This window comes from Bradyrhizobium sp. CCBAU 45389 (assembly GCF_028128625.1).
GTDB lineage: Bacteria > Pseudomonadota > Alphaproteobacteria > Rhizobiales > Xanthobacteraceae > Bradyrhizobium > Bradyrhizobium liaoningense_B.
On record NZ_LBIY01000010.1, the window covers coordinates 167469 to 187193 of the forward strand.

22 protein-coding genes are annotated in these 19725 nt (G+C 64.0%); 9 read left to right on the top strand and 13 right to left on the bottom strand.

Annotated elements, in window-relative coordinates:
* Positions 1-114: 114 nt before the first annotated feature.
* Positions 115-372: a hypothetical protein gene (locus XH79_RS06305; RefSeq protein ID WP_211411166.1), complete on the bottom strand. Its 258-nt coding sequence runs from the start codon at positions 370-372 to the stop codon at positions 115-117.
* Between the two features lie 268 nt (positions 373-640).
* On the opposite strand from XH79_RS06305, the gene coaD reads away from it, so the two are divergent.
* The 5 genes from coaD (at position 641) to queA (ending at position 3857) form a co-directional block, all read left to right on the top strand.
* The gene (gene coaD, locus XH79_RS06310) at positions 641-1138 is read left to right on the top strand and encodes a pantetheine-phosphate adenylyltransferase (protein WP_271581083.1); all 498 of its coding nucleotides are present in this window, start codon (positions 641-643) and stop codon (positions 1136-1138) included.
* A gap of 37 nt (positions 1139-1175) precedes the next feature.
* The gene (locus XH79_RS06315; RefSeq protein WP_271581084.1) at positions 1176-1751 is read left to right on the top strand and encodes a peptidylprolyl isomerase; all 576 of its coding nucleotides are present in this window, start codon (positions 1176-1178) and stop codon (positions 1749-1751) included.
* A 9-nt stretch (positions 1752-1760) separates the two neighbouring features.
* Positions 1761-2171 carry a hypothetical protein gene (locus tag XH79_RS06320; RefSeq protein ID WP_212336193.1) on the top strand — a complete coding sequence of 137 codons (411 nt, stop codon included), beginning with the start codon at positions 1761-1763 and terminating at the stop codon, positions 2169-2171.
* Entirely contained in the window at positions 2168-2632 is a 465-nt protein-coding gene (locus XH79_RS06325) for a peptidylprolyl isomerase (RefSeq protein WP_018642141.1), read from the top strand. The genes XH79_RS06320 and XH79_RS06325 overlap by 4 nt, the downstream gene beginning before the upstream one ends.
* Before the next feature lie 151 nt (positions 2633-2783).
* A complete protein-coding gene (queA, locus tag XH79_RS06330; protein ID WP_271581085.1) occupies positions 2784-3857 on the top strand; it encodes a tRNA preQ1(34) S-adenosylmethionine ribosyltransferase-isomerase QueA in 1074 nt (357 codons plus the stop codon).
* A gap of 170 nt (positions 3858-4027) precedes the next feature.
* On the opposite strand, the gene XH79_RS06335 is transcribed toward queA, so the two are convergent.
* The 4 genes from XH79_RS06335 to XH79_RS06350 all read right to left on the bottom strand — a co-directional run bounded on the left by XH79_RS06335 (position 4028) and on the right by XH79_RS06350 (position 8180).
* Positions 4028-5065: an aspartate-semialdehyde dehydrogenase gene (locus XH79_RS06335; RefSeq protein WP_271581086.1), complete on the bottom strand. Its 1038-nt coding sequence runs from the start codon at positions 5063-5065 to the stop codon at positions 4028-4030.
* A 233-nt stretch (positions 5066-5298) separates the two neighbouring features.
* Positions 5299-5904, bottom strand: a complete 606-nt coding sequence (locus XH79_RS06340) for a PepSY domain-containing protein (protein WP_212336199.1) — start codon at positions 5902-5904, stop codon at positions 5299-5301.
* Between the two features lie 243 nt (positions 5905-6147).
* On the bottom strand, positions 6148-6894 hold the full coding sequence (locus XH79_RS06345) for a TetR/AcrR family transcriptional regulator (RefSeq protein WP_271581087.1): 747 nt from the start codon (positions 6892-6894) through the stop codon (positions 6148-6150).
* A gap of 128 nt (positions 6895-7022) precedes the next feature.
* Complete coding sequence (locus XH79_RS06350; RefSeq protein ID WP_271581138.1) at positions 7023-8180, bottom strand: patatin-like phospholipase family protein; 1158 nt, start codon at positions 8178-8180, stop codon at positions 7023-7025.
* A 231-nt stretch (positions 8181-8411) separates the two neighbouring features.
* On the opposite strand from XH79_RS06350, the gene tgt reads away from it, so the two are divergent.
* The gene (gene tgt / locus XH79_RS06355; protein WP_271581088.1) at positions 8412-9560 is read left to right on the top strand and encodes a tRNA guanosine(34) transglycosylase Tgt; all 1149 of its coding nucleotides are present in this window, start codon (positions 8412-8414) and stop codon (positions 9558-9560) included.
* 6 nt (positions 9561-9566) lie between these two features.
* Here the strand turns inward: tgt and XH79_RS06360 are convergent, their stop codons facing one another.
* Both XH79_RS06360 and XH79_RS06365 read right to left on the bottom strand, forming a co-directional pair.
* Positions 9567-9785 (bottom strand): hypothetical protein, encoded by a 219-nt coding sequence (locus XH79_RS06360; protein WP_018642135.1) that lies wholly within the window; start codon positions 9783-9785, stop codon positions 9567-9569.
* Positions 9786-9990: 205 nt separating this feature from the next.
* The gene (locus XH79_RS06365; protein WP_271581089.1) at positions 9991-11097 is read right to left on the bottom strand and encodes an acyltransferase family protein; all 1107 of its coding nucleotides are present in this window, start codon (positions 11095-11097) and stop codon (positions 9991-9993) included.
* Between the two features lie 279 nt (positions 11098-11376).
* Here XH79_RS06365 and cysK point away from each other — a divergent pair, with 279 nt between their 5' ends.
* Both cysK and XH79_RS06375 read left to right on the top strand, forming a co-directional pair.
* Positions 11377-12354: a cysteine synthase A gene (gene cysK, locus XH79_RS06370; protein ID WP_271581139.1), complete on the top strand. Its 978-nt coding sequence runs from the start codon at positions 11377-11379 to the stop codon at positions 12352-12354.
* A gap of 3 nt (positions 12355-12357) precedes the next feature.
* Positions 12358-12600, top strand: a complete 243-nt coding sequence (locus XH79_RS06375) for a BrnA antitoxin family protein (protein WP_212336211.1) — start codon at positions 12358-12360, stop codon at positions 12598-12600.
* Between the two features lie 42 nt (positions 12601-12642).
* Here XH79_RS06375 and XH79_RS06380 read toward each other — a convergent pair whose 3' ends face one another.
* From XH79_RS06380 to solA, 5 genes are all read right to left on the bottom strand, one after another.
* Positions 12643-13395 (bottom strand): amino acid ABC transporter ATP-binding protein, encoded by a 753-nt coding sequence (locus tag XH79_RS06380; protein WP_245003354.1) that lies wholly within the window; start codon positions 13393-13395, stop codon positions 12643-12645.
* Positions 13396-13406: 11 nt separating this feature from the next.
* Complete coding sequence (locus XH79_RS06385; protein ID WP_212336213.1) at positions 13407-14249, bottom strand: amino acid ABC transporter permease; 843 nt, start codon at positions 14247-14249, stop codon at positions 13407-13409.
* Positions 14246-14989, bottom strand: a complete 744-nt coding sequence (locus tag XH79_RS06390; RefSeq protein WP_271581140.1) for an amino acid ABC transporter permease — start codon at positions 14987-14989, stop codon at positions 14246-14248. Before XH79_RS06390 ends, XH79_RS06385 begins: the two co-directional genes overlap by 4 nt.
* A gap of 98 nt (positions 14990-15087) precedes the next feature.
* Positions 15088-15900 carry a transporter substrate-binding domain-containing protein gene (locus XH79_RS06395; RefSeq protein WP_212336217.1) on the bottom strand — a complete coding sequence of 271 codons (813 nt, stop codon included), beginning with the start codon at positions 15898-15900 and terminating at the stop codon, positions 15088-15090.
* A 67-nt stretch (positions 15901-15967) separates the two neighbouring features.
* The gene (solA, locus tag XH79_RS06400; protein WP_271581090.1) at positions 15968-17137 is read right to left on the bottom strand and encodes an N-methyl-L-tryptophan oxidase; all 1170 of its coding nucleotides are present in this window, start codon (positions 17135-17137) and stop codon (positions 15968-15970) included.
* Between the two features lie 125 nt (positions 17138-17262).
* On the opposite strand from solA, the gene XH79_RS06405 reads away from it, so the two are divergent.
* Positions 17263-18222 (top strand): LysR family transcriptional regulator, encoded by a 960-nt coding sequence (locus tag XH79_RS06405; protein WP_271581091.1) that lies wholly within the window; start codon positions 17263-17265, stop codon positions 18220-18222.
* Positions 18223-18277: 55 nt separating this feature from the next.
* Here XH79_RS06405 and XH79_RS06410 read toward each other — a convergent pair whose 3' ends face one another.
* Positions 18278-19708, bottom strand: a complete 1431-nt coding sequence (locus XH79_RS06410) for a caspase family protein (RefSeq protein ID WP_271581092.1) — start codon at positions 19706-19708, stop codon at positions 18278-18280.
* Positions 19709-19725 lie beyond the last annotated feature (17 nt).

Below are 19725 nucleotides of genomic sequence, written 5' to 3' on the forward strand. Positions count from 1 at the left end.
ATTCCGACGGGCGCGAGCATCACGCAGTCTGCGACGAGACGTCGCAAATATCCATGGGGTTTATTTTGGGGTTTATTTTGTGGGGCTTAGCTGACGCGAAACTGACAGATCCGACTACGGCGTGCGGTCGGCAGTCACGAGGCGGGCCTCGCGGACATCGGCCTTGGTGCCGGCGCGGCGCAGGCACGATGCTTCGAAATTCGGCCAGGCCTGCTGCGAGCAGTCACGGCCGATGGTGCGGATATCAAGCCGGTCGCTCTTGGCGAGCGGCTGCGGCACGCTGGCTTCGACGGTCGGCGCAAAGCCGGGCAGGAGGGTGAGGGCTGCGGCAACACACGCAGAGAGTGCGATCGCTGAAAGAGCCTTGATCATTGACTGTCCCCTGTGATGCGGCCGCCTACGCCCAGTATGCGGCCCGTCATTCGTTGGCCGGAGTAGTAACCATGACCAGTTTCCGGACGTCTTCGCGGAGGCTGGAAATGGTTTCGTTCGCGCTCTGTTTTGTTTCGTGGCCGCCCCCAGGACGAAACAAACCGGCCATGGCCGACACCTCCAGCGGACATTTCCGGCAAACGGGCAGGAAACGGACAAGGAACCAGCCCGGCTTGCCGGGCCGGGCCGGGCGCGGTAGGAGGTGGCCATGCCGCGCATCGCCTTCTATCCGGGTTCCTTCGACCCCATCACCAACGGCCATCTGGACGTGGTCCGGCATGCCGTTCCCCTGTGCGACAGGCTGGTGGTCGCGATCGGCGTCCATCCCGGCAAGAAGCCGCTGTTCTCGACCGAGGAGCGCCTGCAGATGCTCCAGGACGTCTGCGGTCCGATCGCGGCCCAGGCCGGCTGCGTGCTCGAAGCCGTGACGTTCGACGATCTGTCGGTGACCGCGGCGCGCAAGCACGGTGCGACCATCATGATTCGGGGTCTGCGCGACGGCACCGACCTCGACTACGAGATGCAGCTTGCCGGCATGAACGAGGCCATGGCGCCCGAGGTGCATACGGTCTTCCTGCCGGCCTCTCCCATGGTCCGCCCGATCACCGCCACTTTGGTGCGCCAAATCGCTGGGATGGGCGGAGATGTCTCGACCTTCGTGCCGCCGCTCGTTGCCACCCTGCTCAAGGCCAAATTCGCCGGATAACGGCGCGCTGCTTCATCTCACCAGATCCGGAGTTTTCATGATCCGTCGTCTCGCAATTCTTGCCACGATCTTTGCCGCGCTCTTCAGCGCGGTCCCGGCGGTGGCGCAGCAGCTTCCGGCGAACCTCGACAAGGCCAACGCGCTGGTCATCGACACCACCAAGGGCCGTATCGTCATCAAGCTCAGGACCGATCTGGCGCCGCAGCACGCCGAGCGCCTCAAGCAGCTGGCGCGCGAGGGCTATTACAACAACGTGCCGTTCCACCGCGTGATGGACGGCTTCATGGCGCAGACCGGCGACGGCGAGAAATTTAACGGCACCGGCGGCTCGAAATATCCGAACCTGAAGCAGGAATTCTCCAAGGTGCACTTTGCCCGCGGCATCGTCGGCATGGCCCGGCGCGGCGACAGCGTCGACACCGCCAACTCGCAGTTCTTCATCATGTTCGCGGACGGCGGCAGCCTCGATGGCCAGTACACCGTGATCGGCGAGGTCGTGCAGGGCATGGACGTCGTCGACAAGCTGAAGAAGGCGCCTGCCGGCTCGCCCAGCGGCACCGTCACCGATCCCGACAAGATGGTGAAGGTGCAGGTCGCTTCCGACATCAAGTAGGGAAACGCGATGGCGCGCTGCGGCAACAGGCTTCTGCTCGCTGCCGCGGTGCTGCTGCTCGGTGTCGCAGGCGCGAAGGCCGAGGACGCACAGGTCAACACCATCCAGGATGTCTTCCGGCATCTGCGCACCTGCTGGAAGCCGCCGCCGCCCGCCAAGGCCCGCCCACTCGACATCACCGTCGTCGTGAGCTTTAACCGGGCCGGAAACATTCTGGGCCATCCGAGGATTACCTATGAATCCGCGGAGGCCTCCGACAATGACCGGCTGCAATACCGGATCGCGGTGATGGAGGCGTTGCAACGCTGCACGCCGATGCCATTTACCGATGCGATGGCCGGCGCTGCTGCGGGGCGTCCGTTCGCGATCCAGTTCCGTAACCGGAAGACTTCACCCCCAACGCAAGAGAGACGAGTATGAGCGTCACCGAAAACACATTGATCCTCGAGACCACCCAGGGCCCCGTCACCATCGAGATGCGGCCCGACCTCGCGCCCGGCCATGTCGCGCGCATCAAGGAGCTGGTCCGCGAGGGCTTCTACGACGGTATCGTGTTCCACCGCGTGATCGAGGGCTTCATGGCCCAGACCGGCTGCCCGCACGGCACCGGCACCGGCGGCTCCGGCAAGAAGCTGAAGGCCGAGTTCAACAAGGAGCCGCATGTGCGCGGCACCGCCTCGATGGCGCGCGCCGCCAATCCCGATTCCGGCGACAGCCAGTTCTTCATCTGCTTCGACGATGCTCGCTTCCTCGACAACCAGTACACGGTGTGGGGCAAGGTCACCGAGGGCATGGAGAACGTCGACAAGATCAAGCGCGGCGAGCCGGTGCAGAACCCGGACAAGATCGTCAAGGCGCGGATGGCCGCGGACAAGGAATAGTCACCCGTCATTCCGGGGCGCTGCGACAAAATCGGCGCACGGCGTCGATTTTGCGCTGACAGCGCGAACCCGGAATCTCGCACCACAATCTCGGGATTCCGGATCGCCGCGCTCGAAGCGCGGCGATCCGGAATGACGGTGCTAGTGAGACATGCGCACCGATCTCTTCGATTTCAACCTGCCCGCCGAGCGCATCGCCTTGCGCCCGGCGAGCCCGCGCGACTCCGCGAAGATGCTGGTCGTCGAGAACGCCGCGCTGCGCGACCAGGTCATTGCCGACCTGCCGCAATGGCTGAGGCCCGGCGACCAGCTCGTCGTCAACGACACCAAGGTGATCGCGGCGCAATTGAAGGGCCGCCGCATGGGCCGCGAGACCGAGCCGAAGATCGAGGCGACGCTGATCAAGCGGCTCGACGGCTCGCGCTGGCAGGCGCTGGTGAAGCCGGCGAAGAAGCTGGTTGCCGGCGACCGCATCCGTTTCGGCAATGAAGGCAAGGTCTGCCTGCTCGGCCATCTCGACGCCGAGGTCGAAGCCAAGGGCAGTGAGGGCGAGGTGACGCTGTCGTTCTCGTTCCACGGCCCGGCGCTGGATCAGGCCATCGCCGACCTCGGCAGCCCGCCGCTGCCGCCCTACATCGCCTCCAAGCGCACGCCTGACGATCAGGATTTCGCCGACTACCAGACCATGTTCGCGGCGAATGAAGGTGCGGTTGCGGCTCCAACCGCAGGCCTGCATTTCACGCCCGCGCTGGAGCAGGCGCTGCGCGCACGCGACGTCGGGATCAACCGCGTCACGCTGCATGTCGGGGCAGGGACCTTCCTGCCGGTCAAGGTCGACGACACCGAGGGCCACAAGATGCATGCCGAGTGGGGCACGATCTCGGCCGAGACGGCCGAGCGGCTCAACTCCGCGCGGAAGAACGGTGGCCGCATCGTCGCGGTCGGCACGACGTCATTGCGTCTGATCGAAAGCGCGGCGAGCGAAGACGGCACGATCCAGCCATTCGCCGCCGAGACCTCGATCTTCATCACCCCCGGCTATCGTTTCCGCGCCGTCGATATCCTGATGACAAATTTCCACCTGCCGAAGTCGACGCTGTTCATGCTGGTGTCGGCATTCTCCGGGCTCGAGACGATGAAGCAGGCGTACGCGCACGCGATTGCGAACGGATACCGGTTTTATTCGTATGGGGATGCGTGCCTGTTGTTCCGAGCGGGCGACTAGCACCGGCGCCGTAGGGTGGGCAAAGCGAAGCGTGCCCACGTCTTTCTCGAATACGGAGAAGAAAGGTGGGCACGGCGCTAGCGCGCCTTTGCCCACCCTACGATACTGTCCGAGTGGACTGTAAAGAGGTGGATTACGCCTTCGGCTAATCCACCCTACATCTCCCTCTGTTAAGCCATCACCCGCTGCGGCAGGAGCTCCGCGATCTGCACCGCATTCAGCGCCGCGCCCTTGAGCAGCTGGTCCGCCGCCACGAACATCGAGATCGAATGCCCTGAGGGATCGCTGAGGTCCTTGCGGATGCGGCCGACCAGGACGTCGTCCTGGCCCGAGGCGTCGATGGGCATCGGGAAGTAGTTCTTGACGCGGTCGTCGACGACCTTCACGCCGGGGGCCTGCGCCATGATGGCGCGGACCTGGTCCTCGCTGATCGGCTTCTCGCATTCGAAGGTGATGGCCTCGCAATGGGCGCGCAGCACCGGCACGCGGACGCAGGTGACGCCGACCGCGATGCTCTCGTCCTCGAAGATCTTGCGGGTTTCCTTGATGACCTTGGTCTCTTCGTCGTTGTAGCCGGTCTCGGGATCGACCGCAGTGTTGTGGTTGAAGAGATTGAAGGCGTAGGGGTGCGGCATCACCTTCGGCGTATAGACCTGCCCGTTGAGATTGGCGCGGGTGGACTCGACGAGCTCCTCCATCGCAGCAGCACCGGCACCGGAGGCGGCCTGGTAGGTCGAGATGATGACGCGCTTGATGCGGTTCTTCTGGTGGATCGGCCAGAGCGGCACGAGCGCGGTGATCGCGGCGCAGTTCGGGTTGGCAATGATGCCCTTGTGGTCGCGGATGCGGTTCGCGTTGATCTCGGGGATCACCAGCGGCACGTTGGGATCCATGCGGAAGGCGGAGGAATTGTCGACCACGACGGCGCCCGACTTGACCGCGATCGGCGCGAACTTCTTGGAGATGCTGCCGCCGGCGGAGAACAGGGCGATGTCGACGCCCTCGAAAGCGCGCTCGGTCAGTTCCTCGATGACGACGTTCTGGCCGCGGAACGACACCGTCTTGCCGGCGGAGCGGGCGCTCGCCAGCGCCTTGAGCTTGCCGACGCGAAAGCCGCGCTTGTCCATGGTGGCGATGAATTCGGCGCCCACCGCACCGGTGACGCCGACAATCGCGACGACGGGATCGTTACTCACTTTGTCCTCCATTGCATTTGAGATTTAGACAACAAAAAAGCCCCGGACCATCGAGGGCGGGGCTTCGGTAGAGCTGATGCGTTTAAGTCGACGACCTACGCGCGCACGCCTCCCCGGGCCCCTGGGGCCGTGGTGGTTTTGGTCGTGCGTTTGGTGGTCGTGAACATGGCGGCGACTTATGCGGGAGAGTCTTGCGCCCGTCAATGGCTTTTCGGCGGGAATGTGGCCGCGCGAGGGACCCGCTGCTATTTGGCCCGGGCGCCCGGCGGCTCCAGGATGACCTCCTTGAGGTCGTCGCCGCTGATCACGACGATCGCGAAACTGAGCCGGCCGCGTTCGCGCACGAGGCCACCGCTGATGGCCTTGCCCGAGGCTGCGCGCTCGGCGACGCTTACGGCGTCGGCAAGGCGGTGCCTGATGGCGCCGAGCGCTGCGAGATTGCTGCGGTCCTCATGGTCGAGCTCGGCGAGGGGCAGGGCGGCTTCGCCGCCGACGAGCTCGCCGGTCGCCGCATTGATGGTGTGGCGCCAGATGCGGTCGTTGTGCAGGGTCTTCACCCGGTAGACCGGCACGCGGGCAGCCCCGTCGAAACTCACATCTGCCGTCGTGGCGCCGGCGTGGCGGGCCTCGGCAATCGCCATGGCCTGACTGATCGAAATCGACGAGCTGCGGAAGCGCTCGATCTCGCGGCTGACTGCTTGGCGGTCGGCCTCGGCGTCACCATCTGTGTCGCTGTGAAGGGCGGTGGGTGTGCTTCCGGCCGAGACGATCGCCTGCGCCGGCGCTGCGACGAGCAACGCCGACAGGGCGACCGCGAAAAACGTCCAGGGGTATTGCCGTGCTGCCTTCATGCTCGAAACCCTCGGCCAGCGAGTGTGCCGGATGATCGTAAAGAATTCGCGGCCGACCTTGGGCAAAGGCCGGCCGCGGAGCGTCGTGGCGGGCTGTACCCGCCGCGGCGATCGAAGCGGTACTGACCTCTTTTGGGGCTGGTGAAAAAAGCGGCCCGTACCAACTTATAACTAAACCATACCGTATCGTTTTATTTTGGTCAACGACACCCCGCAGGGAAAACTCGCGGGCTCACGGAATTGTCAGCGGGCGGGGCGGCGCCGCGGCACGCCCTTGGCGGCGTCCTTGACACGGTCGGCGGGGCCCAGCGCGCCGGCCAGGAACAGCTTGATTGCGGTGCGCATCCGCTTTTCCGCGGACTTCATCTCGAGCGCCGTTCCGAACGTCGCCATGCGATGGGTGTGGCCGACGACGACGTCGAGAAACACCTCGGCCGCGATGGTGGTGTCTTCGATGTCCAGCGCGCCTTGCGCCACCAGATGGTCGAAGAAGCGCGCCGTGGTGGCGACGGCCTTGAGCCAGCCTTCCTCCTTGCCGAGCTTGGCGACGTCAGGGAAGTTGATGGCCTGCGACGTCATCATGCGGCTGAAGGCGACGGCATCGGGCCCGCAAGTAAAGTTCAGCATCTCGCGCCCGACCTCGACCAGCCGCTGCTCCACCGAAATGTCCGCGGCGCTGGAGAGCTGCGTTTCCGCGGCAGCCGACAGCGGCGCAAGCCAGCGTTCGATCTCGCGCCTCAGCACGGCCGCAAACAGGCCGCGCTTGTCGCCATAGCGGGAATAGACGGTGGGCTTGCTCACCCGCGCCGCCTCCGCAACCGCATCGAGCGAGGTCGCGTCAAAGCCGCGGTCCAGGAAGAGGCGGGTGGCGACCTCGATCAGCCGCTGGTCGCGCTCGATGGCGGCGGTCTTGGTCGGCCGGCCGCCACGCGATTTCGGCACCTCGCGCCGCGGCGTTGCCGGTCTTGTCCTGGTCGCAGTCAATCCCATGCCCAATGATTCCTGCGCGTTGCCTGTCATTCGCTCTATATCGCGCAGGAGCCTGGGCGTCATCGCGAATCTGGCCGAATTGGCCGTATCGTCAACGGTTTCAATAGCGCGTCGTTCCGCCACCAGCGTCACGGCAGCGTCGAAGTCCAGGCCTGGCCCGCCGCGGCCTTCTCATACCCGTATTGATAGAGCTCCCTCATATAGCCGGTGTCGAACCCTTCCGAGGGCGGGGCCGGATAGTCGCGCGCGATATAGGAGAGATGGAAGCCAAGGCGGTTGCGCTTGGCGAAATCGTAGGTCGAGAAGATGATCGAGCGGGTCTGCGACTGGGTGATCGCCGACAGGCTGCGCGAGGCGACGTCGATCGTGCTGTTGGACACCAGCTCGAAGTTGCGCTCGATCTTCTTGTTGACGAGGATGTAGATGTCCATCTTCGCTGTGCCCGGCAGGCGGCTGCCCTGGAACAGCAAGGCTTCGGGCAGCGTCAGCACCGGTGCCGTCACGCCGCCGTCGACATGCATCTCCTGAAACCGGCGGCCCTGGCCTTCGGCGTCGATCATGATGGGCGGAAACACCAGGGGAATGCTGGCGGAAGCCGCCATCACGTCGCGAAACAGCTTGAGCGCCTCGGGCGTGCCGATCGCCGCGATCTTGCCCATATCCCAGATGGCAGTGCGCTGGGTGTCGAGATCGGTCGTCACGATCAGCAGCCTGCGGCCCCTGGCGTTCTCATGCGCGACCTGGGCCATGATCTCCGGCCCGACATAGCGGGCAACGAGTTCGCGCAGGCGCGTGTTGCCGAACAGGCCGGAGCCGAACAGCACGCGCATGATGCTGGGATCGTTCAAGAGGCTCTCCGCGATGCCGCTGGTGTAGACCTCCTTCAGCGTGTCGTCATATTGGGAGCCGAGAAATGCAAACGGCGCGATCAGGCCGCCGGTGCTGACGCCCGAGACCACCGAGAAGATGGGACGGGTTCTGGCGGCGGTCCAGCCGTTGAGCACGCCGACGCCGTAGGCGCCGTCGGCGCCGCCGCCGGAGAGTGCCAGATAGGTTTTCGTCGCCGTGCTGGTGTCCTTCTCGAAGCTGAACTTCGTGACGGGCTCGTCGGCGTAGCGGCGGAGGCCGTCGATATCGAGCACGCGCGAGGCCTGGGCTTCAGCGGCCGTGTAGGGCGTGCGGGGCAGGGAGGTGCAGGCGCCGAGCGCCAGCCCCAAGGCCAGCACAAGGAGTCCGGTCAGCCAGGCGGCTGTTTGCCGGATCCGGCCTTGCGACGGGCCGGACATTTCGGTCGAAGATGAAGTGGAGGGCATTGTCGGCGGCTGGCGATCACGCAAATACGGCCGCCGGTACATTCACCGCGGCATCCCGTCCAGCCCCACGGTAAAACTACACTGTATCGTTTTATTTGGCAAGCCGGGCGGAACCTCAGGTCCGCGTCAAATCTGTCCCAGTCTGAGGCATCGTAGGGTTCGGGCGGGTTGATCGGTCTCGCCCGGCACGCAATAAGCACGGCCATGAATCGTCCCGACACTGATCTACCCAATCATTTCGAACTGCTTGCCACCGATGGCGCCGCGCGTACCGGCCGCCTGAGCACGCCGCATGGCGTGGTGCGCACCCCGGCCTTCATGCCGGTCGGCACCGCCGGCGCCATGAAGGGCATGCACTGGCGCGAGGTGCGCGAGGCCGGCGCCGACATCGTGCTCGGCAACACCTATCATCTGATGCTGCGCCCGGGCGCCGAGCGGATCGCCGCGCTCGGCGGCTTGCAGCGGTTCACCGGCTGGAACGGGCCGATGCTGACGGATTCCGGCGGCTTCCAGGTGATGTCGCTGGCTGACTTGCGCAAGGTCAGCGAGCACGCCGTCACCTTCCGCTCGCATATCGACGGCGCCAAGGTCGAGCTGTCACCGGAGCGCTCGATCGAGGTGCAGCGCTTCCTCGGCTCCGACATCGCCATGCAGATGGACGAATGCGTGCGGCTGCCCGCCGAGCGCGACGACATCGACCGCGCGATGCGGCTGTCGCTGCGCTGGGCCGAGCGCTCAAAGCGCGCCTTCGAGAGCGCACCCGACGGCTACATGCTGTTCGGCATCGTGCAGGGCGGCGATATCCCGCAGCTTCGTCACGCGAGCGCCCAAGGCCTCGTCGAGATCGGCTTCCACGGCTACGCGATCGGCGGTCTTGCGGTCGGCGAGCCGCAGGAGGTGATGCTGGCCATGATCGACGAGACCGCGCCGCTGCTGCCGAAAGAACGGCCGCGCTATCTCATGGGTGTCGGCACGCCCGACGACATCCTCGAAGCGGTGAAGCGCGGCATTGACATGTTCGACTGCGTAATGCCGACACGCAACGGCCGGCATGGCGTCGCCTTCACGCGTTTCGGTCAGGTGAATCTGCGTAACGCGCGCCACGCCGACGATCCGCGTCCGCTCGATGAAGAGAGCTCATGGCCGTCGACGCGCAACTGCGCGCGCGCCTATCTCCATCATCTCGTCAAGGCCGGCGAGACGCTGGGGGCGATGCTGCTGTCCGAGATCAATATCGCCTACTATCAGTCCCTGATGCAGGGCATCAGGGACGCGGTCGCACACGGAACGTTCGAAGATTTCTATCAGCGTACGCGCGAGGACTGGGCGAGGGGCGATATCGCCCCACGCTGATCAGCGTCAATTGCAGACAATCCGCTGCTTGACGGCATGCTTGGTCACGAAACCATAGCCGCAATTGTCGCAGGTCCAGAGATAGCTGATCATGTGGTCAGAGACGTAGGCGGATGCTTCGGCGGCGACCATGGAGTCGGCGCAGACGGGACAGGTGGGCAACTCGCTGCAACGCGGATCGCGGTTCAGCGCGACGGTCGACATCACTTCAGCAACTGCTGACATCGTGGTGACCTCCCTGCTTTAAGACGTAAGTCTAACATAAGCAGAAGTACTTGACGAGGTCGCAACACAAATGCGCTGGCTTTTATAAAATTGCCGTCACCACGACGTGTTCGCTGACCATTTCGCAGCCTCGGTGTCGCAGCGCAAACAATCCGTGTGCATTGCGATAATTCGTCGCGCGGCTTCGCGCGTCATGACATTCGATTTACTGCGCCGCACCCTGCCGTCCGAGAGCCGGCTCGAGCGCGAGCGGCGTGCTGCGATCCGAACGGAGCCTGCGTGCGAATGAAATCCAGGGCTTCTCGACGAGGGAGTATGTCATCCAGCTGACAAATATCGACGACGTCAGGACCTCCGCGACGAAGACGAGCCATGCCAGCGGACCGTCGCCAGGCCAGGCGTAATGATGGATCCAGACCATTGCGAACGGCGACATCAGGTAGACCGAGTAACTGATGAGGCCGACGAACGCGAGCGGACGCCAGGCCATCCGCTCGCCGAACGCGGCAAACACGATGAAAACGACGGCGGCGCTGACATAGGCTGCCCCGATCGAATAGCTGTAGAAGAAATTGTCCTCGTACGCTCCGCCATAACGCCTGCCGGCCAGCGTGATCGCGAAGATGGCGTAAAGCGCCGTGCAGACGGCGACATGCCGCCATCGCAGTGTTCCGCCGACGACGGTGTCGCGAATGATCTTGCCGAGGAACATCGCCGAGAGGTTCAGCCCGATCTCCATCATCACCCAGGCTGCCCGTTCCTCCACCAGGACGGCCACGGCCGTCCCGGCCAGCGCGGTCGCAACGACGATCGCAACGGCTGTGAGCCGCCGGGTCAGCAGTCCTGCCGTGAAGAGGATGATGCAGACAACGTAGAACATCAGCTCGATCGTCAGCGTCCAGTAGAAGTCCCAGAGGTGTCGTACCTCCAGGACGCTCTGGAACATCGTGACGTTGGCGACGATCTGCGACAGGGGATAGGTCCTCAATTCCACCGCCTGCATCGTGACGAGCCCGATCGCGATCGAGGCCCAGTAGGCCGGATAGAGGCGGAAGAAGCGACTGACCGCGAAGTCATTCACGGGAGACGGGCTGGCGGGAAAGCTGAAGGGAATGACGAAGCCGCTGACGAAGAAGAACAGCGCGACGCCGAACCGGCCGAAATTCATGTAGTAGCCGATCGCGTCGTGAAAGATCGAATGGTATGCGTCGGTCGGGTGTTCCCGCACGATCACCTCGAGCGCGTGCTGAACGACCACCGACAGGACGGCGATGCCGCGCAGGGTATCGATGAAGGCGAGCCGTCGATGCATCAGGCGTTCTCTGCGCTCCCGCCGCCCGCAACGGACGTCGCCTGCCGGGAGGGTATTTGGCTAAGGCACAAGCGATGATCAGAAGGCTGGACGCTGGTCCGGCAGTTCAGCATGCCAATCGTGAACAGATTGACAACGGCAACGGGTAGGGCGGTAAACTCGGGCCTCCTGCAAATGGCCGCCGGGTCACGTGATTGCCGCTTGCGTGTCGCCGCAAGCTGTCTGTAACTGCGGAACGGCTGCGACAGCGGTACAAATCGTCGCCAAAGGGAGTTCATGATGGACGCATCGTCCAAAACGAGTGCAGCGCACCAAGCCGGCCGCGGCCGGATCTACTCTTCGATCGTCGAGGCTTTTGGCGACACGCCGATCGTGCGCTTGCAGCGCCTGCCTGGCCAGCATGGGGTGAACGCGACGATTTTGGCAAAACTTGAATATTTCAATCCGGCCGCGAGCGTGAAGGACCGCATCGGTGCGGCCATGATCATCGCGATGGAGAAGGCCGGCATCATCAAGCCTGATACGGTGCTGATCGAGCCGACCTCCGGCAATACCGGCATTGCGCTCGCCTTCGTGGCGGCTTCGCGCGGTTACCGGCTCAAGCTGGTGATGCCGGAATCCATGTCGATCGAGCGGCGCAAGATGCTGGCCTTTCTCGGCGCCGAGCTGGTGCTGACCCCGGCCGCGCAAGGCATGAAGGGCGCGATCGCTGCCGCCGAGGAGCTCTTGAAGACGACGCCGAACTCCGTGATGCCGCAGCAGTTCAAGAACCTTGCCAATCCGGAAGTTCACCGCCGCACCACCGCCGAGGAGATCTGGAACGACACCGGCGGCAATATCGACTTCTTCGTCGCCGGCGTCGGCACCGGGGGCACGATCACAGGCGTCGGCCAGGTGCTCAAGCCGCGCAAGCCGTCGTTGCGGGTGATCGCGGTCGAGCCGGAGGAGAGCCCGGTGCTGTCGGGCGGCCAGCACACGCCGCACAAGATCCAGGGCATCGGCGCCGGCTTCGTGCCTGACATCCTCGACCGCTCGGTGATCGACGAGATCGTGAAGATCAACTCGACCACCGCGATCGAGACCTCGCGCGCGCTGGCGCGGCATGAGGGCATTCCGGGCGGCATCTCCTCGGGTGCGGCGATCGCCGCCGCGCTCCAGATCGGCAAGCGGCCGGAAGCCGCCGGAAAGACCATTCTGGCGATCGTGCCGTCCTTCTCCGAGCGGTATCTTTCGACGGCTCTGTTTGAAGGAATCTAGGACATGGCGGATCAACCACCGAGGCGGCCGCGCACGCTTGGCGATGCCAGGACCGAAGCTGAGGCGGCGTTCAAGAAGGTGACGGCCAAGGTCGCCGCGGCGCCGCCGAAGCAGAACGCCGTTCCCGGCATCAAGGAGCAGGTCACGCTGCGTATCGACCAGGACGTGCTGGAGTTCTTCCAGGCGGGCGGCCCCGGCTGGCAGGACCGCATCAACGAGGCGCTGCGAAAGGCGACGGGGAAGTAGGCAGAGAGCTGTTGAGGGCGCCGCAAGTCGCCACCTGCGAATTCAGAGGACCTGCGACAGGAACCGCTGCGTTCGTTCGTCCTTGGCCGCCGTAAAGAATGTTTCCGGCGGCCCGTGCTCGACGATCACACCGCGGTCGGTGAAGTAGACATGATCGGCGACCTCACGCGCGAAGTTCATTTCGTGGGTGACAAGGATGCATGTCATCCCATCCTCGGCGAGCTCGCGGATGGTGACGAGGACTTCCTTGACCGTCTCCGGATCGAGGGCGGCCGTGACTTCGTCGAACAGCATGATGTCCGGTCGCATCGCCAGTGAACGGGCGATGGCCACGCGTTGCTGCTGTCCGCCTGAGAGTTCTCCGGGATAGGTGTCCTCCTTGCCCGCGAGCCGTACCTTGGCGAGCAGCGCCCGGGCGCGCGCTTCGACCTCGGCCCGCTTCTGGCCGAGAACATGGATCGGCGCCATCATCACGTTCTGGAGCGCGGTCTTGTGCGGGAACAGGTTGTACTGCTGAAACACCATCCCGACCTTGCGGCGTAGTGCCAGCTTGTCGAGCCTGGGATCGGACACCTCGATGCCCTCGATCTGAATGCTGCCGGAGGTGATCGGCTGAAGCGCGTTGATGCAGCGGATCAGCGTGGATTTCCCCGATCCGGACGGGCCGATGATGCAGATCACCTCGCCCTTCCTAACCGACAGGCTGATGCCCTTGAGGACCTCGAGAGCGCCGAACGACTTTCTGACGTCGACGCATTGAACGATGGGCTGATCCGGCGTCCAGCTCGTGGCCATGCTCAGCATCCTCAGCGTACGCGGAAACGACGCTCGAGACGAGCGGTCCAGATGTTGATCGGATAACAGTAGAGAAAGAAGCAGAGTAGCGCGAAGCCGTAGAGCGGCGCGAACAGCTCCGGCCTGCCGCCCTCGGCGGCATGCACCTGCGCCGTCAGGGTGAGCATTTCCGAAACGCCGACGATCGATGCGAGCACCGTCGACATCGCGACGATCGCATAGATGTTCATCCAGGGTGGCAGCATGCGCTTGATGCATTGCGGCAGCATGATTAGCCACATGGTCTGGCGCCGCGTGAAGGAGAGCGACTCTGCCGCCTCCCATTGCGTCGATGGAATGGAGCGGACGGCCCCGCGCACGACCTCGGCGACATTCGCCATGACGGGCAGGGCGAAGCCGACCGTCGCCTTGATCCAGTCCGGCAACGGGATGGTTGTCTTGAACATTGTGACCTGGAAGGGCACCAGGAACATCACGAAGAACAGCAGCACCAGCCAGGGCGCGTTGCGGAAGAATTGCGTGACGAGCCAGCTGACGGCGGCGAGCAGCCGGGACTCCGACAGCAAAGCGAGGCCCAGGCCAAGCCCGGCGATGGTCCCCAACAGCATAGACAGCAGGGAGATCAGGATGTTGAAGGCGAACCCGCGCAGCAGCAGCGGCGACCATTTCACGATGACTTGCAGCGGCGACAGTATCGCCGGCCCGGTCTGCGCCCACGCCGTGGATGCGGCCATGATGGCGCAGAAGCAGAGAAGCGCAGCAGGCAGCGGGCTAATCCGAACGGACATCCGGACCGGTGCGGGGCGATACGGCAGAAGGACGGCAAGCCTGTGCCCGGGCTCGGCGGTCTTCATCGCGCATATCCGGGGATGTGCATCGCCCGCTCCCAGCGATGCATCAGCCAGACGAGGACCCCGACAAGGATGCCGTAGGTTGCGAGCAATACGACCATCATTTCGAACACGTTCTGCGATTCCGACCAGATCTGCTTGACCGCATACAGTGTCTCGGGAACGGCGATCGCGTAGGCGAGGGTGGTGGTCTTGAGCAGGTTGACGAGGTTGTTGTTCAGCGCGGGAAGGCAGACGCGAATGGCCAGCGGAAGCACGATATGGATGTAGGCCTTGAGGCGCGTGTATCCGAGCGCCTCAGCGGCTTCCAGCGTCGTCCTCGGCACCGCCTCGATGCCGGAGCGGAAGATTTCCACGTTGAAGGCACCTGCGAACAGCGACAGCGAAATGATCGCCCACTGAACGTTGCTCAGCAGCGGCACGCGCATGCCCGCCGCCTCGACGGCCGGAAGCATGGTGCCGAGGCCGAAATAGAAAAAGAACAGCTGGACCAGCGGCGGCGTGTTGCGAAACATCACCACGAAAGCGTTGACGGGCAGTCGCAGCAGCATCGACGGACTGCCCTGCAGCAAGGCGCCGATCGCGCCGATGACGAGGCTCAGCAGGATGGTCGTGACACTCAACAGCAGCGTCATCTTGAGGCCGCTGAAATAGCGGCCCCAATCGTAGGCGTCGTAGAAGACGGAGAAATTCAGCCCCGTCGTCTCGTAGAGGTGCTGAAACCAGTCGCCGATGGCCTGCATGTTGCGCGACACCGAAGTGTTGAGGCGATGCCTCGTATCAGTGCATTGGTTCGACCTGTTCGGAGCGCAGGACCGTTCCGGCGCTCCGCCTCACGGGCTCATTTGCCCTTGAATTGCTCGTACATGGAGAGCGAATACTCGGTCGGCGCAATGCCCCACTTCTTTTCCGCGGCCACGATGAAGCCGGTCTTCATCCAGTCCTTTGTCGTGTCTTCGAGCAGCTTCTGAAGACTGCTGTTTTCGAGCGCGACGGCGATCATCCATGGCGATGGCAGAACGCCTTTGAGCGGAAGGTCGTAATCGGCCTTCCACTCGTCCTCGAGCAGTTTGCCTTGCAAGAATGTCTGATCGTAGACATAGCCGATGCAGTTGCCCTGCTTCATGGCGAACAGGGGCTTCTCCGAGCCGTCAAAGGCAACAATTTCGGGGCCATAGGATTTGGCGACGTCCTTGTTGTACCAGGCTCCCGACGTGGCGCAGACGGGCTTTCCCTTGAGGTCGGCCCAGTCCTTGATGCCGGCCTTCTTGTTGAGAAGGATGTTCACATAGTCCGAATAATACAGTGGCTCGATGGCTTGAACGACGCGGCGGCGTTCCGGCCTGTCCGACATGGTCGCGATCAGCAGGTCAACCTTGCCTTGCTGCAGAAACTCGATCCTGTTAGAGGCTGCGACCGGAACGAGCTCGAGTTTGACGCCAAGGCGCTTGGCGATATCAGCGGCAAGATCCGGCTCGATGCCGACCACATTGCCGGTCGGATCGCGGAAACCGAAGGGCTTGTAGTCGGCCTTGACGCCGACATTCAACGTGCCGCGCTGCTTGATGGCATCGACACCATCGGCTGCCTGGGCGCTGCCCAGCATCAGCAGCAGCGTGGCAGCTGTCATCGTGGAATGGAGCAGATTTTTCATCGGATGACACCTCCAGAATTGCAATCACGACACGCGTCGTTCTTCGCTACAAAGTTCGTGCCAAATCTCACGAAAATCGGGACATCGAGAATGGGCTGAGGTCGATTGCGCTTCGACCCTCGGTCACCATCCCCGCCACGGCGTTGCCGATCCCTGCCGAGTGCTTGAAGCCGTGCCCCGAGCACGCCGAGACGACGAAGACTCTGTCCTGGTCGGGATGCCGGTCGATGATGAAGCCCCGATCGGGTGTCACCGTGTAGATGCAGGCGGCTGCCTGCGCGACGCGCGGCGTGGCGCCGGCGAGCCGCCCTTCGACGTGCCTCCGGTACATGTCCGCCGACTCCCTGGGATCAACGGTGCGGTCGATGGTGTCGGCCGTCGTGCTGGTCTCGTACTGCTCGGTCGCGACCTTGAGGCGATGGTCACCGGGCGGGGGCGGGAAGCCGTAGAGGTAATCGACGTCGGTCGCGCCGTGCATCCAGATGAACACGGGGGCGTTGGCGCGATACGCGCTGGTGTCGTCGAGCTCATACCAATGCAGCACCTGACGCTTCACGGTGAGCACGCGGTCAAACGGCGCGCCGAGCAGGTGCGCATTCCAGCCGCCGGCCGACACCACCACCTGATCAGCTTGGAATGTACCAGAGGACGTTTCCACCCGAACGGCGGAGCCTCTCTGCACGATCGAGAGGACCTCGACGCCCGTGCGTATTGTGGCACCGAGGTGCTCGGCACGCGTCAGCTGCGCCTTGATGCAACGCTCAGGAAAGACGTAGCCCCCGCCGGGCTCGTAATAGGCCTTCTCGTTGCCTTCGAGGTTCAGGAATTGCGGGAAGCGGTGAGCCACCTCGCGCCCGTCGATCACTTCATGCACGATGCCGAAATCACGCGCAGCCGCAATCGAGCGTGCGACGAAATCCGGCTTGCCGTGGTGCGAGGTCTCGCCAACGCCGGGCGCCATGACGACGAGGCCGCATGGGTTCAGCAGCTCGGCGGACGTCTCGGCTTCGAGCTCGTGCCAGATCCGGTGCGTATCGAGTACCAGGGGGACGTAATCACGGCCTTCGCCGACCGCCTGCCGGGTGATGCGGGTTTCGCCGTGGCTGGATCCCATCGTGTGGGGAGGGGCAAAGCGATCGAGGCCGACCGCCTTCACCCCTCGCTTGGCCAGTTGATAGAGGGCCGCGCTGCCCATGGCACCGAGGCCGATCACCAAAATGTCCGCTCGTTCGCTCATCGATGAAAATTGCTCAATTATTAGGACAGTCTGAATTCTGCTTTCAGATGCAGCTCGCCTACAAGGATAATTCATGTAATGAAGCAAATTTGCATTCTCATATGACTTTTGCTTAAGTCGTGGGGATGCAGCCGCCCGTCCCAGACCTGCGAAGCCTACAGATCGTCGCCGCTGTCGCGGACTCCGGCAGCATGCTGGAGGCGTCGCGACAATTCGGGATGACGCAATCCGCCGTCTCTCAGGCTGTCCGGCGCGCCGAGGCCGCGGTCGGTGTCGCATTCTTCAATCGGACCCGCAGGCCGCTCACGCCGACCCGGGCGGGACGCATCCTTGCGGACCGCGTCCTCGATCTGAACCGCGATCTTGACGTGCTTCTCGGCATGCTGCGGGCCGCGGCCGAACAGTCCGAGCGCATTGATCTTCGGCTCGGCCTCGTCGACTCCTACGCAGGCACCGTCGGCGCGCACCTCGTCAAGGAGCTGATGTCGGGGTCGATCGCGCTGAGCCTGTCGGCATGGTCGGGTCTTGCCCATTCTCATGCAGAGGCGCTGGTTCGTCGCATGATCGACGCGGCGATCACGTGCGATGCCATGGACGATCTCTATGACGTCGAGCGTTTTCCGTTCTACCGCGAGCCATATCTGCTCGTGGTGCCGCGCGGATTGGAAGCTGAATTTGCCGATCTTGATTTGCGCGAGATTCTCGTCCGGCATCGTCTGGTCCGGCATAGCGAACGCTCTTATGTCGGTGCACAGGTCGAACGCCATCTGAGCCGTCTGGGCATTCGTCCTCCACGGGCCTTCGAGTTTGATACCTCGGACAGCCTGGTCGCCATGGTCGCGACCGGCATGGGCGTGGCGATCACCACGCCGCTGTGTCTGTTGCAGGGGCTTGCCCACGCGGCTCAAGTCAGCGCGGTTCCTTTGCCGGGCCCCGGATTTTTCCGTGAACTGCTTCTGGTGACCCGCCGCGGAGATCTTTCGTCGCTGGCGCCACGCATCGCAGAGATGGCGCGAACGAGCATTACGACGCAGGCGATGCCGCGCATCCTCACGCTCGTCCCCTGGTTCACCCAGGAATATTAGCAACGAAAAAGCCCGGCGTGAGCCGGGCTTTTGTTGTTTCAGCTGCCGTCCCGTCTCAGCGGCGGAACATGCCGCCCATCATGCCACCGACGACGCCGCCAACGAAGGCCGCACCGGCCGCATCGCCGGGGCTGCTGCGCTGCTGGGGAGCCGGTGCCGGCGCGCTGCTCGGAGCCGGGGCGCTGGCACGTCGGGCCGCCTTCTGGCTGCTATCGCTTGTGGTCGGCGGAGTGGCCACGACCTCGGAGAGCAGAGCCTTGTGCTGGTGCTTATTGAGATAGCCGGACGACGGATAGCCGCGCGCGGCCTGCCAGCGTTTGATCACCGTTCGGGTCTCGTCGCTGAACGCCCCGGTCTGCTTGGTATCGAAGCCGAGCCCGGTGAGCCGGCGCTGCACGTCGCGACGTCCGTTCTTGTCGAGGCCGATCTGGTCCTCGGTGAGCTGAGTGGCCTCGTCGGTGAAGGTCGCAGGATCGACGCCGGCGTTGAGCGTACGGGTAGCGGTCGAGGGGCCGCTCTTGATCGCAGCGAGGCGTGCCAGCGCCAGCGCCTTGAACTGACCGTTGGGATAGGCGGTGAGATAGGCGTTGAGCTCTTCCGGCTTGTTCGACTCCTTCACCGAGCGCCAGTATTCGAGCTCGACACCGTCCGAGCTCCCGGTCGCGGCCGGCACGCTGCCAGCCGCCGTCGGCGCCGCGTTGGCAACCTGCGCCGTCGGGGCCTGATTGAGATAGACGGAGCCCGTCAGGTTGGTGTGGCCCCAGGGCAGCTGGCCTTTGCGCGTCTCTTCATTGACCTGGGCGCGCACCGCCGTCATCGCCTGCTGGATCTCGACGCCGGGCTTGGTGATGTTGTCGATCAGCGCGCGGGTGAACGGGCTGTTGTTGCCCTCCTGGCCGTCGAGCGCGGTCTGGCCCGGGCCGGTCGCGAACGCGATCAGCGTGCCTTCGCCGGACTTCATCTCGGCAAGGCCGCTCTGCACGTTGACGCTGCGGGTCGCCGAGTTCGACTTGATCTTGGCGGCGAACGGATTGTCACGGCAGGCATCGAGGAAGACGAGCTTGACCTTGGCATCGCCCATGGTCTGCTCGAGCGTCAGGTCGATATTGATGGCAGCGCCCAGCTTGACGTCCATCTCCGATTTGATGTCGGCATCGACAGGCAGGAGATAGTTGGTGCCGCTGACGGCAATGCCGTGGCCGGCATAGTAGAACAGCGCGATATCGGAGCCCTGCGCCTTGCGGCCGAAATCGAGCAGCTTCTCCGTCATCTGGTCGCGGGAGAGATTGGAGCCCTCGATCACCTCGAAGCCGACGTTGCGCAGCGTGGATGCCATCGCCTTGGCGTCGATCGGCGGGTTCGGCAATTGCGCGACGTTCTTGTAGGAGCCGTTGCCGACGACGAAGGCGACGCGGCGGTCGGCTTTCGCGGCACTGACCGACAACGCAACGCACATCAGCGAGGCGAGCAGGGTGAGATAGCGCATTCTGAAATCCCCAGAAT